Below are 16,874 nucleotides of genomic sequence, written 5' to 3' on the forward strand. Positions count from 1 at the left end.
GCCGGAGACGGACGAGAGCATGCCAGGCACAGGCGACGACGATACTTTGTTGCGGTTTCCGATCCTTATCGGCGACATCGGCGGCACCAATGCGCGCTTTTCGATCGTGCTCGACGCCAATTCCGAGGCAGGCGAGCCGACCATCGTCCAGACGGCGAACTACAACACCATCGACGAGGCGATCCAGGCGGCCGTGCTCGATCGCTCGTCGGTGCGTCCCAATTCGGCGGTGCTGGCGGTGGCCGGTCCGGTCGACGGCGACGAGATCGAACTGACCAACTGCCCCTGGATCGTCAAGCCGAGAAAAATGTTCGCCAGCCTCGGCCTGAGCGACATCGTCGTGCTCAACGATTTCGAGGCGCAGGCGCTGGCCGTCGTCGCGCTCGGCGAGGAGCACATGGAAAAGATCGGCGGCGGCACGCCGGAGCCCAATGCCGGCCGCGTCGTGCTCGGCCCCGGAACCGGGCTCGGCGTCGCCGGGCTGGTCCATGCGCTGCACCACTGGATACCGGTGCCCGGCGAGGGCGGTCATATGGATATCGGTCCGCGCTCGGCCCGCGATTTCGAGGTTTTTCCGCATATCGAGAAGCTGGAGGGCCGCATTTCGGGCGAGCAGATCCTGTGCGGACGCGGTCTGGTCAATGTCTATCGGGCGGTTGCCAAGGCGGACGGCAAGCCGTCGCCCTTCACCACGCCGGCCGAGATCACTGCCGCGGCACTTGCGAAAACCGATCCGGTTGCCGAGGAAGCGCTGGAGACCTTCGTCACCTGCCTTGGGCGCACGGCAGGCGACCTTGCTCTGGTGTTCATGAGCCGCGGCGGCGTGTTTCTCACCGGTGGCATCGCGCAGAAGATCGTGCCGGCGCTGAAAGCCGGCAATTTCCGTGCCGCTTTCGAGGACAAGGCGCCGCACAGCGCGATGATGCGCACCATGCCGGTGTATGTCATTGCCCATCCGCTGGCCGCACTTCTGGGCCTTGCCGCCTATGCCAGGAACCCCTCGCTGTTCGGTGTCCAGACTTCGGGCCGGCGCTGGCGCGACGAAGTTAGTCACCCCGAGGCATAGGCAAGCTGGCTGCTTGGCGTTAAGAGGGGTGCCAAATTGCCCGGCCGCGGGAAGCGGAAATCTACGAAGCGCTCCAATTTGACATTTCAGCCCCCCAATTTGTCGAAACCCCGTGCGGGAGAGATCGTGGCGGTCATCCGCCGTATCCTCCAGGAAAATGGCCGCGACTATCGGGGCGCGTATGTTTTCACCATCCTCTGCCTGCTGACCGTGTCGGCGACGACGGCGCTTGCCGCCTGGATCATGAGCCCGGTCGTCAACCAGATCTTCTACGAACGACGCGGCGACCTGATCCCATGGATCTGCGCCGCACTGCTCGGTGCCTTCATCCTGCGCGGCCTTGCCGGCTACGGCCAGGCGGTGACGATGGCCAGGATCGGCAACAATCTGGTGGCGCGCTATCAGCAGCGCATCTTCAACCATCTGATGAAGCTTGGCGTCTCCTTCTTCAACGACACAAGGTCCGGGCGGCTGGCCGCGCAGGTCAACGAGAACGTCAACGGCATTCGCGACCTGTTGTCGATGACGGTGACCTCGACCGCGCGTGATGCCGTCTCGCTGGTCGGCCTGGTCGGCGTGATGATCTACCAGGATCCGATACTCTCCTTGAGTTCGCTGCTGATCGGGCCGCCGCTGATCTGGACCGTCACCTATCTGATGCGCCGGGTGCGCCGCATCACGCGCGAATCGGTGCAGATCAACTCTCGGCTGATCGGCGCCATGCAGGAAGCCACGCAAGGCATCGCCATCGTCAAGGCCTTCACCATGGAGGACGAGCTGTCGCGCCGGATCAGCCAGCTCGCCGAGGATGCCGAGCAGCGGTCGAACAAGATCGCTCGCGTCTCCGAGCGGCTGACGCCGGTTTCCGAACTGCTGGCCGGCATCGCCTTCGCCAGCGTCATCGCCTATTCCGGCTACCGGGCCACCGTTCTCGGCCAGCCGCCGGGCGCGGTGTTTTCCTTCATCACCGCGCTGACGCTCGCCTATGATCCGGCCCGCCGTCTGGCGCGCATGCAGGTCGGCATGGAACGCGCGCTGGTGAATGCGCGCATGATCTACGAGCTTCTCGACATCGAGCCGCAGCAGAGCGACGCCCAAGGCGCCGCCGAGGCGAAATTCACCTCCGGCGAAGTGCGTTTCAACAACGTCTCCTTCCGCTATGTCGAGGAGGCTCCGGTGCTGCAGGATCTGAGTTTCGTCGCCGCGGCCGGCAAGGTGACGGCAATCGTCGGCGCTTCGGGCGCCGGCAAGACGACATTGGTGGCGCTGCTGCAGCGCTTCTACGATGTCGAGGCGGGGTCGATCGAGATCGACGGCCAGGACATCTCGAAGGTCACCAAACAGTCGCTGCGCGGTTCCATCGCCTATGTCTCGCAGCAGCCCTATCTGTTCGAAGGCACCATCCGCGACAACATCCGCTACGGCCGGCTGAGCGCCACCGATGCCGAGATCGAACAGGCCGCGGGCCAAGCCGCGGCCGACGACTTCATCCGCCAGCAGCCGCAGGGCTACGACACGCCAGTCGGCGAGAACGGCGTGACGCTGTCCGGCGGCCAGCGCCAGCGCGTCTCGATCGCGCGGGCCATCGTGCGGCAGGCACCGATCCTTTTGCTCGACGAAGCGACATCGGCGCTCGACAACGAGGCCGAGGCTCGCGTCCAGCAGGCGCTGACAAAGGTCATGGAAGGCCGCACCACCATCGTCATCGCGCACCGGCTGTCGACGGTGGTCAATGCCGACCACATCATCGTCATGGAACAGGGCCGGCTGGTCGAGGAAGGCACGCACGCCTCGCTGATGGCCGATCCGCACAGCGTCTATGCCCGCTTCCACCGCATCCAGGGCGTCAAGGGTCTGGGGCTTGTCGACGACAGCGCGCCGATCCGGACTTCGGCGCAACGCCTGTCACAAGGCATCGACACGCAGAGCATCGCCGGGAGCACGACATGAGCGCCACGCCCGCAACCGACGGACCGGCAAATGATATGGGCCTGGTGGTGGTGGGCGCCGCCGGCCGCATGGGCCAGACGCTGATCCGCGCCATCCACTCTATATCAGGCGCGCGGGTCATCGGCGCGGTCGAGCGGACGGATTCGCCGCATCTGGGCAAGGATGCCGGCGAGCTGGCCGGCATCGGCATCATCAACGTGCCGATCAGCGACGATCCGCTGCCGGTGTTCGCCAAGGCCGACGGTGTGCTCGATTTCACCACGCCTACTTCGACGGTCGAATTCGCCGGCTACGCGGCGCAGGCGCGCATCGTCCATGTCATCGGCACTACCGGCTGTTCGGCCGATGACAATGCCAGGATCGCTGCGGCGGCGCGCCATGCGACGATCGTCAAGTCGGGCAATATGAGCCTCGGCGTCAATCTGCTGGCGGTGCTGGTCGAGCAGGCGGCGCGCGCGCTCGATGCCGACGATTTCGACATCGAGATCCTCGAAATGCACCACAAGCACAAGGTCGACGCGCCTTCGGGCACGGCGCTGCTGCTGGGTGAAGCCGCCGCCGCCGGGCGTGGTATCGATCTCTCAGGCAACGACGTGCGCGTCCGCGACGGCCACACCGGGGTGCGCAAGACGGGCTCGATCGGCTTTGCCACGTTGCGCGGCGGCTCTGTCGTCGGCGACCACAGCGTGATGCTGGCCGGAACCGGCGAGCGCATCACCCTGTCGCACCACGCCGAGGACCGCGCCATCTTCGCCCGCGGCGCCGTCAAGGCGGCGCTTTGGGCGCGCGGCAAGAAGCCGGGACTGTATTCGATGCGGGACGTGCTCGGCCTCAGCTGAGCCGGCCTGATCCATAAACCTGAAGGAGCAAACATGTCGCGAACCCTCGTGCTCGTGCGCCACGGCCAGAGCGAATGGAATTTGAAGAACCTGTTCACCGGCTGGCGCGACGTCGACCTGACCGAACAGGGCCACGCCGAGGCCAAGGCCGCCGGGCAAAAGCTCAAGGCGCGTGGCCTGAAATTCGACATCGCCTTCACCTCGGCGCTGATCCGGGCGCAAAAGACCTGCCAGCACATCCTCGACGCGGTCGGCCAGGGCGACCTGAAGACCATCCGCGACCAGGCGCTCAACGAGCGCGACTATGGCGACCTCTCCGGCCTCAACAAGGACGACGCCCGCAAGAAATGGGGCGAGGAGCAGGTGCATGTCTGGCGCCGCTCCTACGACGTGCCGCCGCCTGCCGGCGAAAGCCTGAAGGACACCGGCGCCCGCGTCTGGCCCTATTACCTGCACGATTTGCAGCCGCATGTGCTGCGCGGCGGCACCGTGCTGGTCGCCGCGCACGGCAACTCCCTGCGCGCGCTGATCATGGTGCTCGACGGCAAGTCGGGTGAGGAGATCGTCAAGCTGGAACTCGGCACCGGCGTGCCGGTCATCTACCAGCTCAACGCCGATTCCACCGTCGCTTCCAAGGAAGTGCTGGACGACTGAACCGGCGAACGGAGTACCTGCGAAAAAAGCGCGTTGACACACATCGCTTGCCCGCTTACATGAGCCCGCACCAGCCCAGATGGCGGAATTGGTAGACGCGCACGGTTCAGGTCCGTGTTCCGCAAGGAGTGGAGGTTCGAGTCCTCTTCTGGGCACCAAATTCCCGTTTCGAACCACTCGACGGTTCAGAAACTTAGAGAAAAAGCCCGGTTCGCCCGGGCTTTTTCTTTTCAGCCAACCTCCCCTTCCGGCCAGTCCCCTCACAAACCGCTTCAAACTCCGCGGCCGCTTCGCTACGCTCAAAACCATGGCTCAATCCACCAACCCGATCTTCGGTGCCCGCCGCGACCAGGCGTTCCCCACGCTGGCCGAGGTGGACATCGACCGCATGCGCCGGTTCGGCGAGGCCAGCGCCTATGCAGCCGGCGAGCACATCATCGAAGCCGGCGATGTGGCGCCCGGCCTGATCGTCGTGCTGTCGGGTAGCGTGGACATCACCCAGGACGGCGGGCTCGGCCGGCGCGAGACGATCGTCACGCACGGCCCGGGCAGCTTTGTCGGTGAGCTGGCGCAGCTTTCGGCCCGTCCCTCGCTGGTGAATGCGCAGGCCGCCGAGCCGGTGGAGGCGTTCGTCATCGCCTCGCAGCGGCTGCGCGACCTGATGGTGCAGGAGGCCAATCTCGGCGAGCGCATCATGCGGGCGCTGATCCTGCGCCGCGTCGGGCTTTTGGAGAGCGCCACCAGCGGGCCGATCATCATCGGACCCCAGGACAATGCCGACGTGTTGCGGCTGCAGGGTTTTCTGGCGCGCAGCGGCCAGCCGCACCGCGTGCTCGATTCCGACAGCGATCCCTGCGCCAAAACGCTGGTCGAACGCTTTGAGGTCGATCCGCACCACCTGCCGATCGTGCTCTGTCCAAACGGCAGGCTGCTGATGAACCCCGGCGAAAAGGACCTCGCCCGCTGCGTCGGCCTGTTGCGCCCGATCGATGCCGATACGGTGTATGACGTGGCCATCGTCGGCGCCGGCCCGGCAGGGCTGGCGGCGGCGGTCTATGCGGCATCCGAAGGGCTGTCGACGATCGTGCTCGATTGCCGTGCCTTCGGCGGACAGGCCGGCGCCTCCTCGCGCATCGAGAACTATCTCGGTTTCCCGACCGGCATCACCGGCATGGCGCTGATGGCGCGCGCCTACAACCAGGCGCAGAAATTCGGCGTTGAAATGGTCATCCCGGACGAGGCGAAGCTTTTGAGCGCGGCCACCGACACGTCAGGCGCCCGCTATCTGCTCGATGTCGGTGACGGCGAGACCGTGCGCACGCGCAGCGTGGTGATTGCCAGCGGCGCGCGCTATCGCCGCCTCGACATCGCCGATCTTGCGCGGTTCGAGGGGACGTCCGTGCACTATTGGGCGTCGCCCATCGAAGGCCGGCTTTGCGCGGGCCAGGAAGTGGCGCTGGTCGGCGCCGGCAATTCGGCCGGGCAAGCGGCTGTCTACTTGGCCAGTCATGCGCGGAAGGTGGCGCTGCTGGCGCGCGGCGGCAGCCTCGAGGCCAGCATGTCGCGTTATCTGGTAGAGCGCATCCGGGCGCAGCCGAACATCGAGGTGCTGACCGGGACCGAAATCGAGGCACTGGAGGGCGAAGACGGCAATCTTGCCACGGTGCGCTGGCGCAACCGCGCCAGCGGCGCGGGAACAACGCGCCCGATCCGCCATCTCTTCCTCTTCATCGGCGCCGATCCGAACACCGATTGGCTGGCCAACTGCGATGTCGCGCTGGACGCCAGGGGTTTCGTGCGCACCGGATCGGACATAGGATCGGCGCAGATGGAGACGAGCCGCAGCGGCGTATTCGCCATCGGCGATGTCCGTGCGGGCTCGGTCAAACGGGTCGCCGCGGCTGTCGGCGAAGGCGCCCAGGTGGTCGCGGCTCTGCATGCCTACCTCGCGCGCGGCAACGCCGACACATTTCAAATGGCCGGGAGACCATGATGGATGAATGCAGACATACGCGCGACATCAGGAAGGTCACGCCGAGCGCGCTCGGCTGCGAGGAATGCCTGAAGAGCGGGTCGCAATGGGTGCATCTGCGGCTGTGCCGTACCTGCGGCCATGTCGGCTGCTGCGACGACTCGCCCAACCGCCACGCCACCAAGCATTTCCACGCCACCAAGCATCCGATCATCGAGGGCTACGATCCACCCGAAGGCTGGGCATGGTGCTATGTCGACGAGGTGTTTGTCGACCTCGGCGACGATGTGACCCCGCAGAACGGTCCGATCCCGCGCTTTGTTTGAGCGCCCTGGAGACGCCGAAGAAGAGCCCGGTTCGCCCGGGCTTTTCTTTGTCCAGCATTACGCGCTCGATGCCCGACTGTCCGCAAACTGACAGCTTACCCGTTCCAGTGTCCTGCCAGCTCACGATCATCCGAGCCCGACAAAGCTTTGACATGATCGCGGCTAGTTTAGAAATATTCAAAACTGGAAGGCTCGCATGCACCCCACCTATACAAGCGCACAAAAAGCCATTCACTGGGCGGTGTTTCTGCTGGTCATCGGCCTTTATGGCTTGACCTATGTGGAAGAACTTTTTCCGCGCGGCGATCCCGGCCGCGCGCTCGTCTGGTGGTTCCATATTTCGTTCGGGCTGCTGTTGGTTGCGCTGGTCGTCATCCGCGTCGGCCTGCGCCTGATACTGGGAACGCCAGGGCTGCAGACGGAAATGTCGGAGCTTGAACGATGGGCGGCCAAGATCGCGCATCTGCTGCTCTATGCGCTGCTGGTGACCATTCCGGCTCTCGGCATCCTGCTGACTTGGTACAGGGGCGACGCCTTGAGCTTCTTCGGCCTCTTCACCATCCCGGCCCCGGTATCGCCCGACCGCGACACGGCCCGGTTCATCAGGGAACTGCACAGCCTGTGCGCCAATTCGATCCTCATCCTCGCCGGAGTGCACGCGGCCGCGGCGCTATGGCATCATTTCATCCGCAAGGACGACGTGCTCAAGCGAATGCTGCCGGAAAGCACGCTCTCCTGGAGCAAGTCCGGGAAAGCGTGAAGTGGTTTCCCAGGAAAAGCGCATGGCGCCTTCCCTCGTTGATCGGGAGGGCCTTTCTTTCGACCTTCTTTTTCTTCAGAAGGCGCTCTCCCCGAGAGGGCTAACGCCGACCGATAGCGCCTACCGCACGGAGCCGGTGACGGTTGGGTCGATCATGCTGGGAACCGACTTGCGTTCGTTTCCGGCAAGCGCCGCTATGATCAGCAGGCTGGCAACCACCGGGACAAACAGGATGGCAACGCGAGCCTGCACGTAAAATATGGCGCGCCATTCATTGCGCTTGTCGGGGCTGTTGCTCATCATACTCACTTTGTCGGCCCCCCGGGCCGTGACATAGAAGCTAACGGTTAAACAACTCCTTCCGACTTCGTTAACCCGGCGGATTTGAGGCGAAATTCCCACGCGATCCCCAAGATGGCGATCCAGGCTTCAGTTGAGCCCGATGCGGCTGGCGCCCTGCCGGAACAGCGCTACGGCATCCGGTTCGAAGCGGAAGGTGCCGATGAAATCGTCGGCGCAATAGTCCGGCCTTGTCTTGCGGATGGCGGCGGCGAAGCCGCGCGCCTCGTCGAGCCGTCCGGCCAGCGCCAGGCAGTGCGCGGCGATCGCCAGTATGATGGCGTGGGCGTTGGGCCGCGCCGCCGCCTTCAGCGCCCATTCGGCCGCCTCCTCGAACTGGCCGAGCCGGACATGCGCCATGGCGCGTGCGCCCAGCATGCCGAACAGCAGCGGGTCGAACGGGCTGAGATGGCGCGAATGATCGGAAGAGCCTATCGCCGCTCGCGGGTCGCCCGACTGCGAATGCACGAAGGACAAAGCGTAGTGGCCGAGCGCGAAGTTGGGGCTGAGATCGACCGCCCGCTCGAGTTCGAGCAGCGAGCCGTCCTGCTCGCCGCGCAGCCACAGCGCCCGGCCCATCGCCCAATGGGCGGCCGGATTGTGGTCGTCGACCAGCAGGCTGTGGCCGGCGCTCTCGAAGGCCAGCGCGCTTTCGCGGTCGCGATCGCCCCAGCGCTGGAAGGCGTTCTGCCAGTGGGTGAAGGACAGGCCGGCATAGGCACGGGCGAAGGTCGGGTCGAGCTGCAAGGCCTGGGCAAAGAAATGCCGCGCCTGCTCGTTTTCGGCCTGGGTGAAGCGGTACATGTGCCAGAGGCCGCGATGGTAGGCCTCCCAGGCGTTGAGCGAGCTGGGCGCCTTCAGCATGGCGCGGTTGCGCTCGACCGTTTCGATCTCGGCCGAGATCGAGGAGACGATGCTGTTGCCGATGTCGTCGAGCACGGAAAAGATGTCATCGGGCCTGCGCTCGAAGGTCTCGGCCCAGACGATCCTGGCGCTGCGCACCTCGATCAGCTCGACGCTGACGATAAGGCGGCCGGACGGGCTGCGCACCGTGCCGGTGGCGACATAGTCGACATTCAGCCGGCGGCCGGCATCCTCGGGCGCGATGTTCTGCTCTGCCAGCGCAAACACCGATCCGCGCGCGATGACGAAGAAATCCCTGAGCTTGGCCAGGCGGGTGATGATGTCGTGGGTGAAACCGTCGGCCAATCCGCCGCGCGTGCCGCCGCTCTCCTCGACAAACGGCATCACCGCCAGCGAAGCGTGGCTGGGCTCGACCGGGCCGGGTGCGGTGGGCATGGTGGCCACCAGTGGCGATAGCGTGGACAGGCAGGCCGTTCGAAGCGAGGTGCCCGACTGTCGGTCGCGGATCGCCCGCCAGGCCGCGCGAAGCGGTGCGAAATCGAGCTCCTCCGACCGAAACAATCGTTCCGCCGCGGCCAGATGCTCTTCGGCCGCGCCGACCTCGCCGCGCCCGGCCAGATTGGACAGCAACGCCAGATGTCCGCACGTGTCGAACGGCGCCAGTTCCACCCATGTGTCGAGATGGGCGATCGCCTCGTCACTATAAGCCGGCAGGCTCGCGACAAGGCGTTCCAGCACGGCGGCATGGCAAGCGCTGAAGCGGCGGCGCTGCGCGATCAGCCAGCTGTTGAAATGCGGGCTGCGCTCGAGCTCCAGCCCGTCGAGGAAATCGCCGGCAAACAGTCCGGCCAGCACGCGCAAGCGCTCGACGTCAAGCGTGCCGATCCCTTGCGCGGCGGCGCGGCTGACCTCCAGCACATCGATCAGGCAATCGTCGAGATCGAGTGCGACCGTATCGCCTTGGGTGGAGACCCGGCGCCGGGCCGGCATGTCAAGCGCGCCGCGCAGCTTGCTCAGGCACCAGCGCAGTTCGCCCCTTGGGTCGTTCGGCACATCCCACAACAACTCGCACAGGCGACTGCGGCTGACCGGATGCGGCGCCAGCGCCAGATAGGCGAGCAGCGCGCGCAGCTTGCGTGACGCAGGCAGGGCAACCGGAGCGCCGTCGCGGGAGATCATCAGCGGTCCGAGCAGGCGCACGGAAAGGACCGGCATGTCGCCGTCCGGCCTCGATCGAGTGGATTCCACGTGCGTTTCCACGCCTGCTCCCACGCTGGCCTGTCGGCCTCTCCTGTATCACCAAACACGACACGGCGCATCCGGCAGCGGATCTCAGCGCCGGATACGGCCATTGCCGCTGTGCGGCATGTCAGTCCTAGCGCGGCAAGGTCACCAAACCTCGCCGCCCAACCCGCCGGTTTGTAACCGGCCCGTGAAGACAAAACGCGATGACAATCAAGGAGACCAAGATGTTGCAGCAGCAGAAGATCAGAACCACGGCCGGGCGCGGCCGCCTGTTCGACAGCATTCTCGACACCGTCGGCGACACGCCGGTGGTTCGCATCAACAATCTCGGACCGTCCCACGCGACGATCTACGTCAAGGCCGAGTATTTCAATCCCGGCGCCTCGGTGAAGGACCGGCTGGCGCTCAACATCATCGAGGAGGGCGAGCGCAGCGGGGCGCTGAAGCCGGGCCAGACGGTGGTCGAGGCGACCAGCGGCAACACCGGCATTGGCCTCGCCATGGTCTGCGCGCAAAAGGGCTATCCGCTGGTCGTCACGATGGCCGACAGTTTTTCGGTCGAGCGCCGCAAGCTGATGCGCATGCTGGGCGCCAAGGTGGTGCTGACGCCGCGCGCCGAAAAAGGTTTCGGCATGTACAAGAAGGCGGTGGAACTGGCCGAGGCCAATGGCTGGTTCCTTGCCCGCCAATTCGAGACGGCCGCCAACGCCGCCATCCACGAGGCAACGACGGCGCGCGAGATCGTCAATGATTTCGCCGGCTCGCGGCTTGATTGCTTCGTCACCGGCTATGGCACCGGCGGCACGGTGGTGGGCGTGGCGCGCGTGCTGCGCCGCGAGCGGCCGGAAACCCGCATCGTGCTCTCCGAGCCGGCCAACGCGCAGCTCATCGGCAGCGGCAAGGTCCAGCAGCGCGGCGTCGATGGTGCTCCCGCCGCCAGCCATCCAGCCTTCGAGCCGCACCCGATCCAGGGCTGGACGCCGGATTTCATCCCCAACGTGCTGCAGGAGGCGATCGACACCAGCCTCTATGACGAGGTGATGCCGATCGCCGGGCCCGAGGGCATCAAATGGGCGAGGGAATTGGCGCGCAAAGAGGGCATCTTCACCGGCATTTCCGGCGGCGCGACCTTCGCCGTGGCACGGCAGGTCGCGGAGGAGGCGCCGGCCGGTGCGGTGATCCTGTGCATGCTGCCCGACACCGGCGAACGCTACATGTCGACACCGCTGTTCGACGGCATCGAGGCCGAGATGGATGCCGACGAGACCGCCCTGTCGCGCTCGACGCCCGGCTGCCAGTTCCCGGCGGCTTGACGGGAGATCTGGTATGGACGCCGTGCAAGAAAACCTCGGCCTTTTGGCCGAGGAAACGCTCGATCCCCTGGACTGGGCCGATGTGCAGGCCCTGTCGCACCGGGTCATCGACGATGCGGTCGATTACCTCCGCGATGTGCGCGACCGCCCGGTCTGGCGGGAGATGCCGGCCGATGTGAGAGGGGCCTTCTCGGCGCCGCTGCCGCGCTCGCCGGCGCCGCTGGATGCGGTCTATTCTGAGGTGTCCCGCACGGTGATGTCCTATCCAATGGGCAACATCCATCCGCGCTTCTGGTCCTGGTATATGGGGTCGAGCAATTTCACCGGTGCGCTCGGCGATTTCCTTGCGGCAATCCAGGGCTCGAACCTCGGCGGCGGCAACCACGCCGCCGGGCTGATGGACAGCCAGGTGGTGAACTGGTGCAAGGAGATGCTGGGCTTTCCCGCTTCTGCCGGCGGCACGCTGGTCAGCGGCGGCTCGATGGCCAACATCATCGGGCTGACCGTGGCGCGCAACGTCAAGGCCGGCATCGACGTGCGCGAGCATGGTGTCGCCGCCATCGAAGAGCCGCTGCGCTTCTACGGCTCGGAGCAGATCCACTCGTGCCACCGCAAGGCGATGGAGGCACTTGGCCTCGGCAACCGGGCACTGCGCCGCATCCCGACCGATGCCGGGCTGCGCATCGATATCGCCGCCTTGCGGGCAGCGATCACAGACGACCGCGCGGCAGGGTTCAAGCCGGCCTGCGTCATCGGTACGGCGGGCACCGTCAACACCGGGGCGATCGACGATTTGCAGGCGCTTGCGAAGCTGTCACATGAGGAAGGCCTCTGGTTCCATGTCGACGGCTGCATCGGCGCGCTGATCGCCATTGCGCCTGAGAATGCCCATCGCGTCGCCGGCATCGAACGGGCGGATTCGGTCGCGCTCGATCCCCACAAATGGCTGCACGCGCCGTTCGAAGTCGGCTGCGCCCTGGTCAGGGATGCCGCCGCGCATCGCGGGACCTTCGCGGTGACGCCGGAATATCTGGAATCGACGCCGCGCGGCCTCGCTTCCGGCGAATGGCTGCACGACTACGGCCTGCAGACGTCGCGCGGTTTTCGCGCGCTGAAGGTGTGGATGGCGCTGAAGGAGCACGGTGTCGAGAAATTCGGCCGCCTGATCGACCAGAACATTGCCCAGGCCGTCTATCTTGCCGGCTTGATCGAGGCCGCGCCGCGGCTGCAGCTGGCGGCATCGCCGACCGTCAACATCGTCTGCTTCCGCTATCAGCCCGGTCTGACAGGCGAGGCTCTGAAGGTGCTCAACACGGAGATCATGCTGCGGCTGCAGGAACAGGGCATTGCGGCCCTTTCGGACACCACGGTGCATGGCGAGCACTGGTTGCGCGTGGCGATCACCAATCATCGCACACGGCGCGAGGATCTCGACCTGCTGGTGCGTGAAACGGTGCGGCTGGGGCATGAGATCGCGACGCAGGGTTCCGCACCTTCCTAGTAGCGGGCAGGCATGCGATTCTGCCGCGGTGATTCGGGAGATCCAGGCCGTGACGCTGTTTCGTATGGTTGCACTGGCGGCGCTGGTCTTCACCGCCTCGGCGCAGGCCGCCGACATGGCCTTCTTCGTCAAGAACCTGCGCAAGGAAGCAGTCGCGGTCGAGCTGTTCAGCCGCGACCGCGAGACGGTCTGGCCGGGCAACGACAAGGTGTTCCTGATCGCCCCAGGGTCGCAGAAATCTGTGCCGTTCTCCTGCAATCAGGGCGAACATATCTGCTATGGCGCCTGGGCCGACGGCAATGACAGCCTCTCGGCCGGCGTCGGGCCGGACAATGACCAGCCTTGCGACACCTGCTGCTTCATCTGCGTCGAACACTCGACAGAGACGATCGATCTGGTGCCGTAGAGCGCGGAAGTTTTCGTTGGACCCAAATTAAGTCAGGGATCGGCTCGTCCGGTCCACTTCCGCGATTCAGCGCTGCGTGCGATGGTCGCCACGCGGCCGGGTGGGCCGCTTATTCAGGGGGTCACTCATGTTTCATATCTATGCGCGCCGCGTGCTGGCCGCGCTGTCTCTCCTCATGCTGCTCGTGCCGGCGGCGCGTGCCGACGATGTCACCTTTGCCATCAAGAACGGCCACCCCAACGCCATGCGCGTCGAACTCTACAGCCAGGATCGCGACTATGTCTGGCCGGGCGATGACAAGGACTTCTACCTCGACGACGGCGAGACCAAGCAGCTGCCGATATCCTGCAACGCCGGGGAATCGATCTGTTACGGCGCCTGGGTCGATGGTGACGAGGGCACCTATTGGGGCGTCGGCCCCGGCAACAAGGAAAAATGCGAGGATTGCTGCTATACCTGCAGCGGCGGCGAGACCGAGGAGATCGAACTGGTCCCCTGACCGGTTTGCCAGCTTGACGGTCTTCGGGCTGGAGCCATAGCCTGTGCAAATACCCAGCGCGCGCCGCCTCGAACTGTTCAGACGCGACGTGCTTCAGGCAAAAGGAGCTCAGCTATGGCCGGCATGGTCGAAAGCGACAAGATCGACGTCGGGTTTTCCGGCAAGCGCTGCATCCATTCGCGCAACTGCGTGCTCGGCGATCCGCACGTCTTCGTGCCCAACGCGCCGGGTCAATGGATCCATCCCGAGGCGGCCAGCGTCGAGAAGATCGTCGCCATCGCCGAAAGCTGCCCGTCGGGCGCCATCACCTATGTCAGGAAGGATGGCGGGCCGCAGGAGCAAGCACCGGTGGTCAACACGGTGCGGCTGCGGGAAAACGGCCCGCTGGCGGTACACGCCGAGATCGTTCTCGACGGCGAGACTTCTTATCGTGCCACGCTCTGCCGCTGCGGCGCTTCGGAAAACAAGCCGTTCTGCGACGGCAGCCACAACAAATCCGGTTTTGCCGCCACCGGCGAGCCGCAGCTGAAGGACACGCCGGCGCTCGAAGCGAGAAATGGTCCGCTGAAAGTGACGCCGACCACCAATGGCCCGCTCAAGCTTGAGGGCAATCTCGAGATCGTCACCGGAACCGGCCATACGGTCGACCGTACACAACGCGCCTTCCTCTGCCGCTGCGGCCATTCCGCCAACAAGCCGTTCTGCGATGGCACGCACAAGAAAGTGGGGTTTGTCGGGTAGGTTGGCGCTTCGGCCAACGCTGCCAATCTCCGCCTTGGCCCAGCGCTCGCAGCTTTATCGACCCGCCCGCATCGGCTAAAGGCAGGGGCAGACAGACTTCCCAGCCGGACCGCCGCCAAAAATGACAGCCAAGACCAAGCCAAAACCGTTGTTCCTCGGGATCGACACCGGCGGCACCTATACCGATGCCGTGTTGTGGTCTGAAACGGAAGGCCCGCAAGAAGGGCCGAACAAGGGCAAGGTGCTGGCCAAGGCCAAGGCGCTGACCACCAGGCATGATCTTGCCGTCGGCATTTCCGGCGCCGTCGACGCGGTGCTGCAGAAAGCCGGAACCGATCCGGCTGATATCAAGCTGGTGTCGATGTCGACGACGCTTGCCACCAACGCGCTCGTCGAGGGCCAGGGCGGCCGCGTCGCGCTGGTGATGATCGGCTTTTCCGAGGGCGACCTCGCCCGCGACGGGCTGAAGGCCGCGCTCGGCACCGATCCGGTGGTTTTTTGTCCGGGCGGCCACGACGTGCATGGCAATGCCGCCAAGCTCGATCTGTCCGGACTGGAAGCGGCGCTGCCGGAACTCGGCGCCTCGGTGTCCGGCTTTGCCGTCTGCGCCTACTTCGCCACCCGCAATCCGGCGCATGAGATCGCCGCCCGCGAGTTGATCCGCGACAAGTCCGGCCTGCCGGTCACATCGAGCCACGAGCTGTCGGCCAAGCTCGGCGGCCCGCGCCGGGCGCTGACCACTTTGCTCAACGCCAGGCTGATCTCGATGATCGACCGGCTGGTGGCAGCGACCGAAGGCTTTCTCGAGGCGCGCAACATCGCAGCACCGCTGATGGTGGTGCGCGGCGATGGCGCGCTGGTTTCAGCCGCTTTTGCCCGCCAGCGACCGATCGAGACCATCCTGTCCGGCCCGGCCGCCAGCCTGGTCGGCGCCCGCCACATGACCGGGCTCGACAATGCTGTGGTGTCCGACATCGGCGGCACCACCACCGACGTCGCCGTGCTCGACGGCGGCCGTCCCAGGCTCGATCCGGAAGGCGCCACCGTCGGCGGCTTCCGCACCATGGTCGAGGCCGTCGCCATGCGCACCTTCGGCCTCGGCGGCGATTCCGAAGTGGCGCTGGAGGATGGCGCGCTCAACCCGAAGATCCTGCTCGGGCCGCGCCGCCTGGTGCCGCTGGCGCTGGCCGGCATGGCGCATGGCGTAGCGGTGATCTCAGAGCTGGAGCGCCAGTCGCGGGCACCCAATCCCGGCCGCATGGACGGCCGTTTCGCGGTGCGCACCGGCGTGCCCGACCGGCTCGCCGCCGGCCTGACCGGCGCCGAAGCCAGGCTCTACGAGGCCATCGGTGCCGTGCCGCTCGCCGTCGACAGGCTTTTGACCTCGAACGCGCAGAACGCGACGCTGAACCGGCTGGTGTCGCGCGGGCTGGTGCATGTCGCCGGCTTCACCCCGTCGGACGCCGCCCACGTGCTGGGCAAGCAGGCGAACTGGGATCCTATCGCGGCGCGCCTCGGCGCCGAACTGTTCGCCCGCAAGCGTGACGGCCGTGGCCAGAACATTGCCGCTTCGCCGGAAGCGATCTCGGAACGGGTGCTGGTGACGCTGACGCGCTGGTCGGCCGAATATATCCTCGAGACCGCCTTTGCCGAGGATGGGCTCGATGGCGCCGCGACAGTGGCGCACGCCCTGGTGCAGCGCGCAGTCGACGCGCATCCCGGCATCGCCCGCCTGAGCGTTGCGCTCGACCGCCCGGTCATCGGCCTCGGCGCCTCGGCGCCGCTGCACTATGCCGGCTTGGCCGAGCTGATCGGCAATGACTGCGTGGTGCCCAGGGATACCGATGTCGCCAACGCGCTTGGCGCCGTCGTCGGCCAGGTCAGGGTTTCGGCCGAGGCGCGGGTCAGCCAGCCCATAGAAGGGCTGTTTCGTCTCGCCTCGGGCGAGACCGTACGCGATTTCCTCGACGAGGCAGCGGCGATCGCGGCGGCCGAGGCCGATGTCCGCGCCATCGTCGCGGAGCGCGCCAGGGATGCCGGCACCGACAGCGCCGAGATCGACGTCGCCACCGAATTCCGGGTCTCGACCGTCGAGGCCCAGCGCATGTTCATCGAGGCGCATGTCGTGGCCGTGGCCTCGGGAAGGCCGCGCATTGCGGTTTGAGCGACGCGGCGAAATACGCCACCTTCACCCTAAGCTGAATTGACCCGGCAAACCTGACATGCCAAAGGCCCGCAAAGCCTTTCATCTGGAGTAGCCTGATGACCGACCGCATCGAGATCGCCGGATTGCGGATTGCCCGCGAGCTGCATGAGTTCGTGGCCAGGGAAGCGCTGCCGGGCACGGGGATCGAAGCGGACGCCTTCTGGAACGGTTTTTCGGCCATCGTCCATGATCT

At 65.8% G+C, this 16,874-nt stretch carries 15 protein-coding genes and 1 tRNA gene; 14 read left to right on the forward strand and 2 right to left on the reverse strand.

Annotated features, from left to right (window positions below; genetic code table 11):
* Positions 1-19: 19 nt before the first annotated feature.
* The 8 genes from EN990_RS23995 (at position 20) to EN990_RS24030 (ending at position 7,567) form a co-directional block, all read left to right on the forward strand.
* Entirely contained in the window at positions 20-1,066 is a 1,047-nt protein-coding gene (locus EN990_RS23995) for a glucokinase (protein ID WP_127368089.1), read from the forward strand.
* A gap of 78 nt (positions 1,067-1,144) precedes the next feature.
* Positions 1,145-3,016: an ABC transporter ATP-binding protein gene (locus EN990_RS24000; protein ID WP_024502175.1), complete on the forward strand. Its 1,872-nt coding sequence runs from the start codon at positions 1,145-1,147 to the stop codon at positions 3,014-3,016.
* Positions 3,013-3,855 carry a 4-hydroxy-tetrahydrodipicolinate reductase gene (gene dapB / locus EN990_RS24005; RefSeq protein ID WP_127368091.1) on the forward strand — a complete coding sequence of 281 codons (843 nt, stop codon included), beginning with the start codon at positions 3,013-3,015 and terminating at the stop codon, positions 3,853-3,855. The genes EN990_RS24000 and dapB overlap by 4 nt, the downstream gene beginning before the upstream one ends.
* Positions 3,856-3,888: 33 nt before the next feature.
* On the forward strand, positions 3,889-4,509 hold the full coding sequence (locus EN990_RS24010) for a 2,3-bisphosphoglycerate-dependent phosphoglycerate mutase (RefSeq protein ID WP_127368092.1): 621 nt from the start codon (positions 3,889-3,891) through the stop codon (positions 4,507-4,509).
* Positions 4,510-4,582: 73 nt separating this feature from the next.
* A tRNA-Leu gene (locus tag EN990_RS24015) sits at positions 4,583-4,667 on the forward strand.
* Between the two features lie 149 nt (positions 4,668-4,816).
* Positions 4,817-6,502: an FAD-dependent oxidoreductase gene (locus EN990_RS24020; protein WP_127384832.1), complete on the forward strand. Its 1,686-nt coding sequence runs from the start codon at positions 4,817-4,819 to the stop codon at positions 6,500-6,502.
* Entirely contained in the window at positions 6,499-6,807 is a 309-nt protein-coding gene (locus EN990_RS24025) for a UBP-type zinc finger domain-containing protein (protein WP_027161196.1), read from the forward strand. The genes EN990_RS24020 and EN990_RS24025 overlap by 4 nt, the downstream gene beginning before the upstream one ends.
* Positions 6,808-7,003: 196 nt before the next feature.
* A complete protein-coding gene (locus EN990_RS24030) occupies positions 7,004-7,567 on the forward strand; it encodes a cytochrome b (protein WP_127368094.1) in 564 nt (187 codons plus the stop codon).
* 120 nt (positions 7,568-7,687) lie between these two features.
* Here EN990_RS24030 and EN990_RS24035 read toward each other — a convergent pair whose 3' ends face one another.
* A complete protein-coding gene (locus EN990_RS24035; RefSeq protein ID WP_013528612.1) occupies positions 7,688-7,870 on the reverse strand; it encodes a hypothetical protein in 183 nt (60 codons plus the stop codon).
* Between the two features lie 126 nt (positions 7,871-7,996).
* The gene (locus tag EN990_RS24040) at positions 7,997-9,985 is read right to left on the reverse strand and encodes a transcriptional regulator (protein WP_127368095.1); all 1,989 of its coding nucleotides are present in this window, start codon (positions 9,983-9,985) and stop codon (positions 7,997-7,999) included.
* Positions 9,986-10,239: 254 nt separating this feature from the next.
* Here EN990_RS24040 and cysK point away from each other — a divergent pair, with 254 nt between their 5' ends.
* From cysK to EN990_RS24070, 6 genes are all read left to right on the forward strand, one after another.
* Positions 10,240-11,328 (forward strand): cysteine synthase A, encoded by a 1,089-nt coding sequence (gene cysK, locus EN990_RS24045; RefSeq protein WP_127368096.1) that lies wholly within the window; start codon positions 10,240-10,242, stop codon positions 11,326-11,328.
* 13 nt (positions 11,329-11,341) lie between these two features.
* Entirely contained in the window at positions 11,342-12,829 is a 1,488-nt protein-coding gene (locus tag EN990_RS24050) for an aspartate aminotransferase family protein (RefSeq protein ID WP_127368097.1), read from the forward strand.
* Positions 12,830-12,878: 49 nt separating this feature from the next.
* Entirely contained in the window at positions 12,879-13,235 is a 357-nt protein-coding gene (locus tag EN990_RS24055) for a hypothetical protein (RefSeq protein WP_024502169.1), read from the forward strand.
* A gap of 127 nt (positions 13,236-13,362) precedes the next feature.
* A complete protein-coding gene (locus tag EN990_RS24060) occupies positions 13,363-13,734 on the forward strand; it encodes a hypothetical protein (protein WP_063169665.1) in 372 nt (123 codons plus the stop codon).
* A gap of 114 nt (positions 13,735-13,848) precedes the next feature.
* Positions 13,849-14,475 carry a CDGSH iron-sulfur domain-containing protein gene (locus EN990_RS24065; protein WP_013528606.1) on the forward strand — a complete coding sequence of 209 codons (627 nt, stop codon included), beginning with the start codon at positions 13,849-13,851 and terminating at the stop codon, positions 14,473-14,475.
* A 121-nt stretch (positions 14,476-14,596) separates the two neighbouring features.
* Positions 14,597-16,639: a hydantoinase/oxoprolinase family protein gene (locus tag EN990_RS24070; RefSeq protein WP_127366536.1), complete on the forward strand. Its 2,043-nt coding sequence runs from the start codon at positions 14,597-14,599 to the stop codon at positions 16,637-16,639.
* Positions 16,640-16,874 lie beyond the last annotated feature (235 nt).

The organism is Mesorhizobium sp. M7A.F.Ca.US.005.03.1.1 (assembly GCF_003997975.1).
In the GTDB taxonomy this organism is placed as follows: domain Bacteria; phylum Pseudomonadota; class Alphaproteobacteria; order Rhizobiales; family Rhizobiaceae; genus Mesorhizobium; species Mesorhizobium ciceri.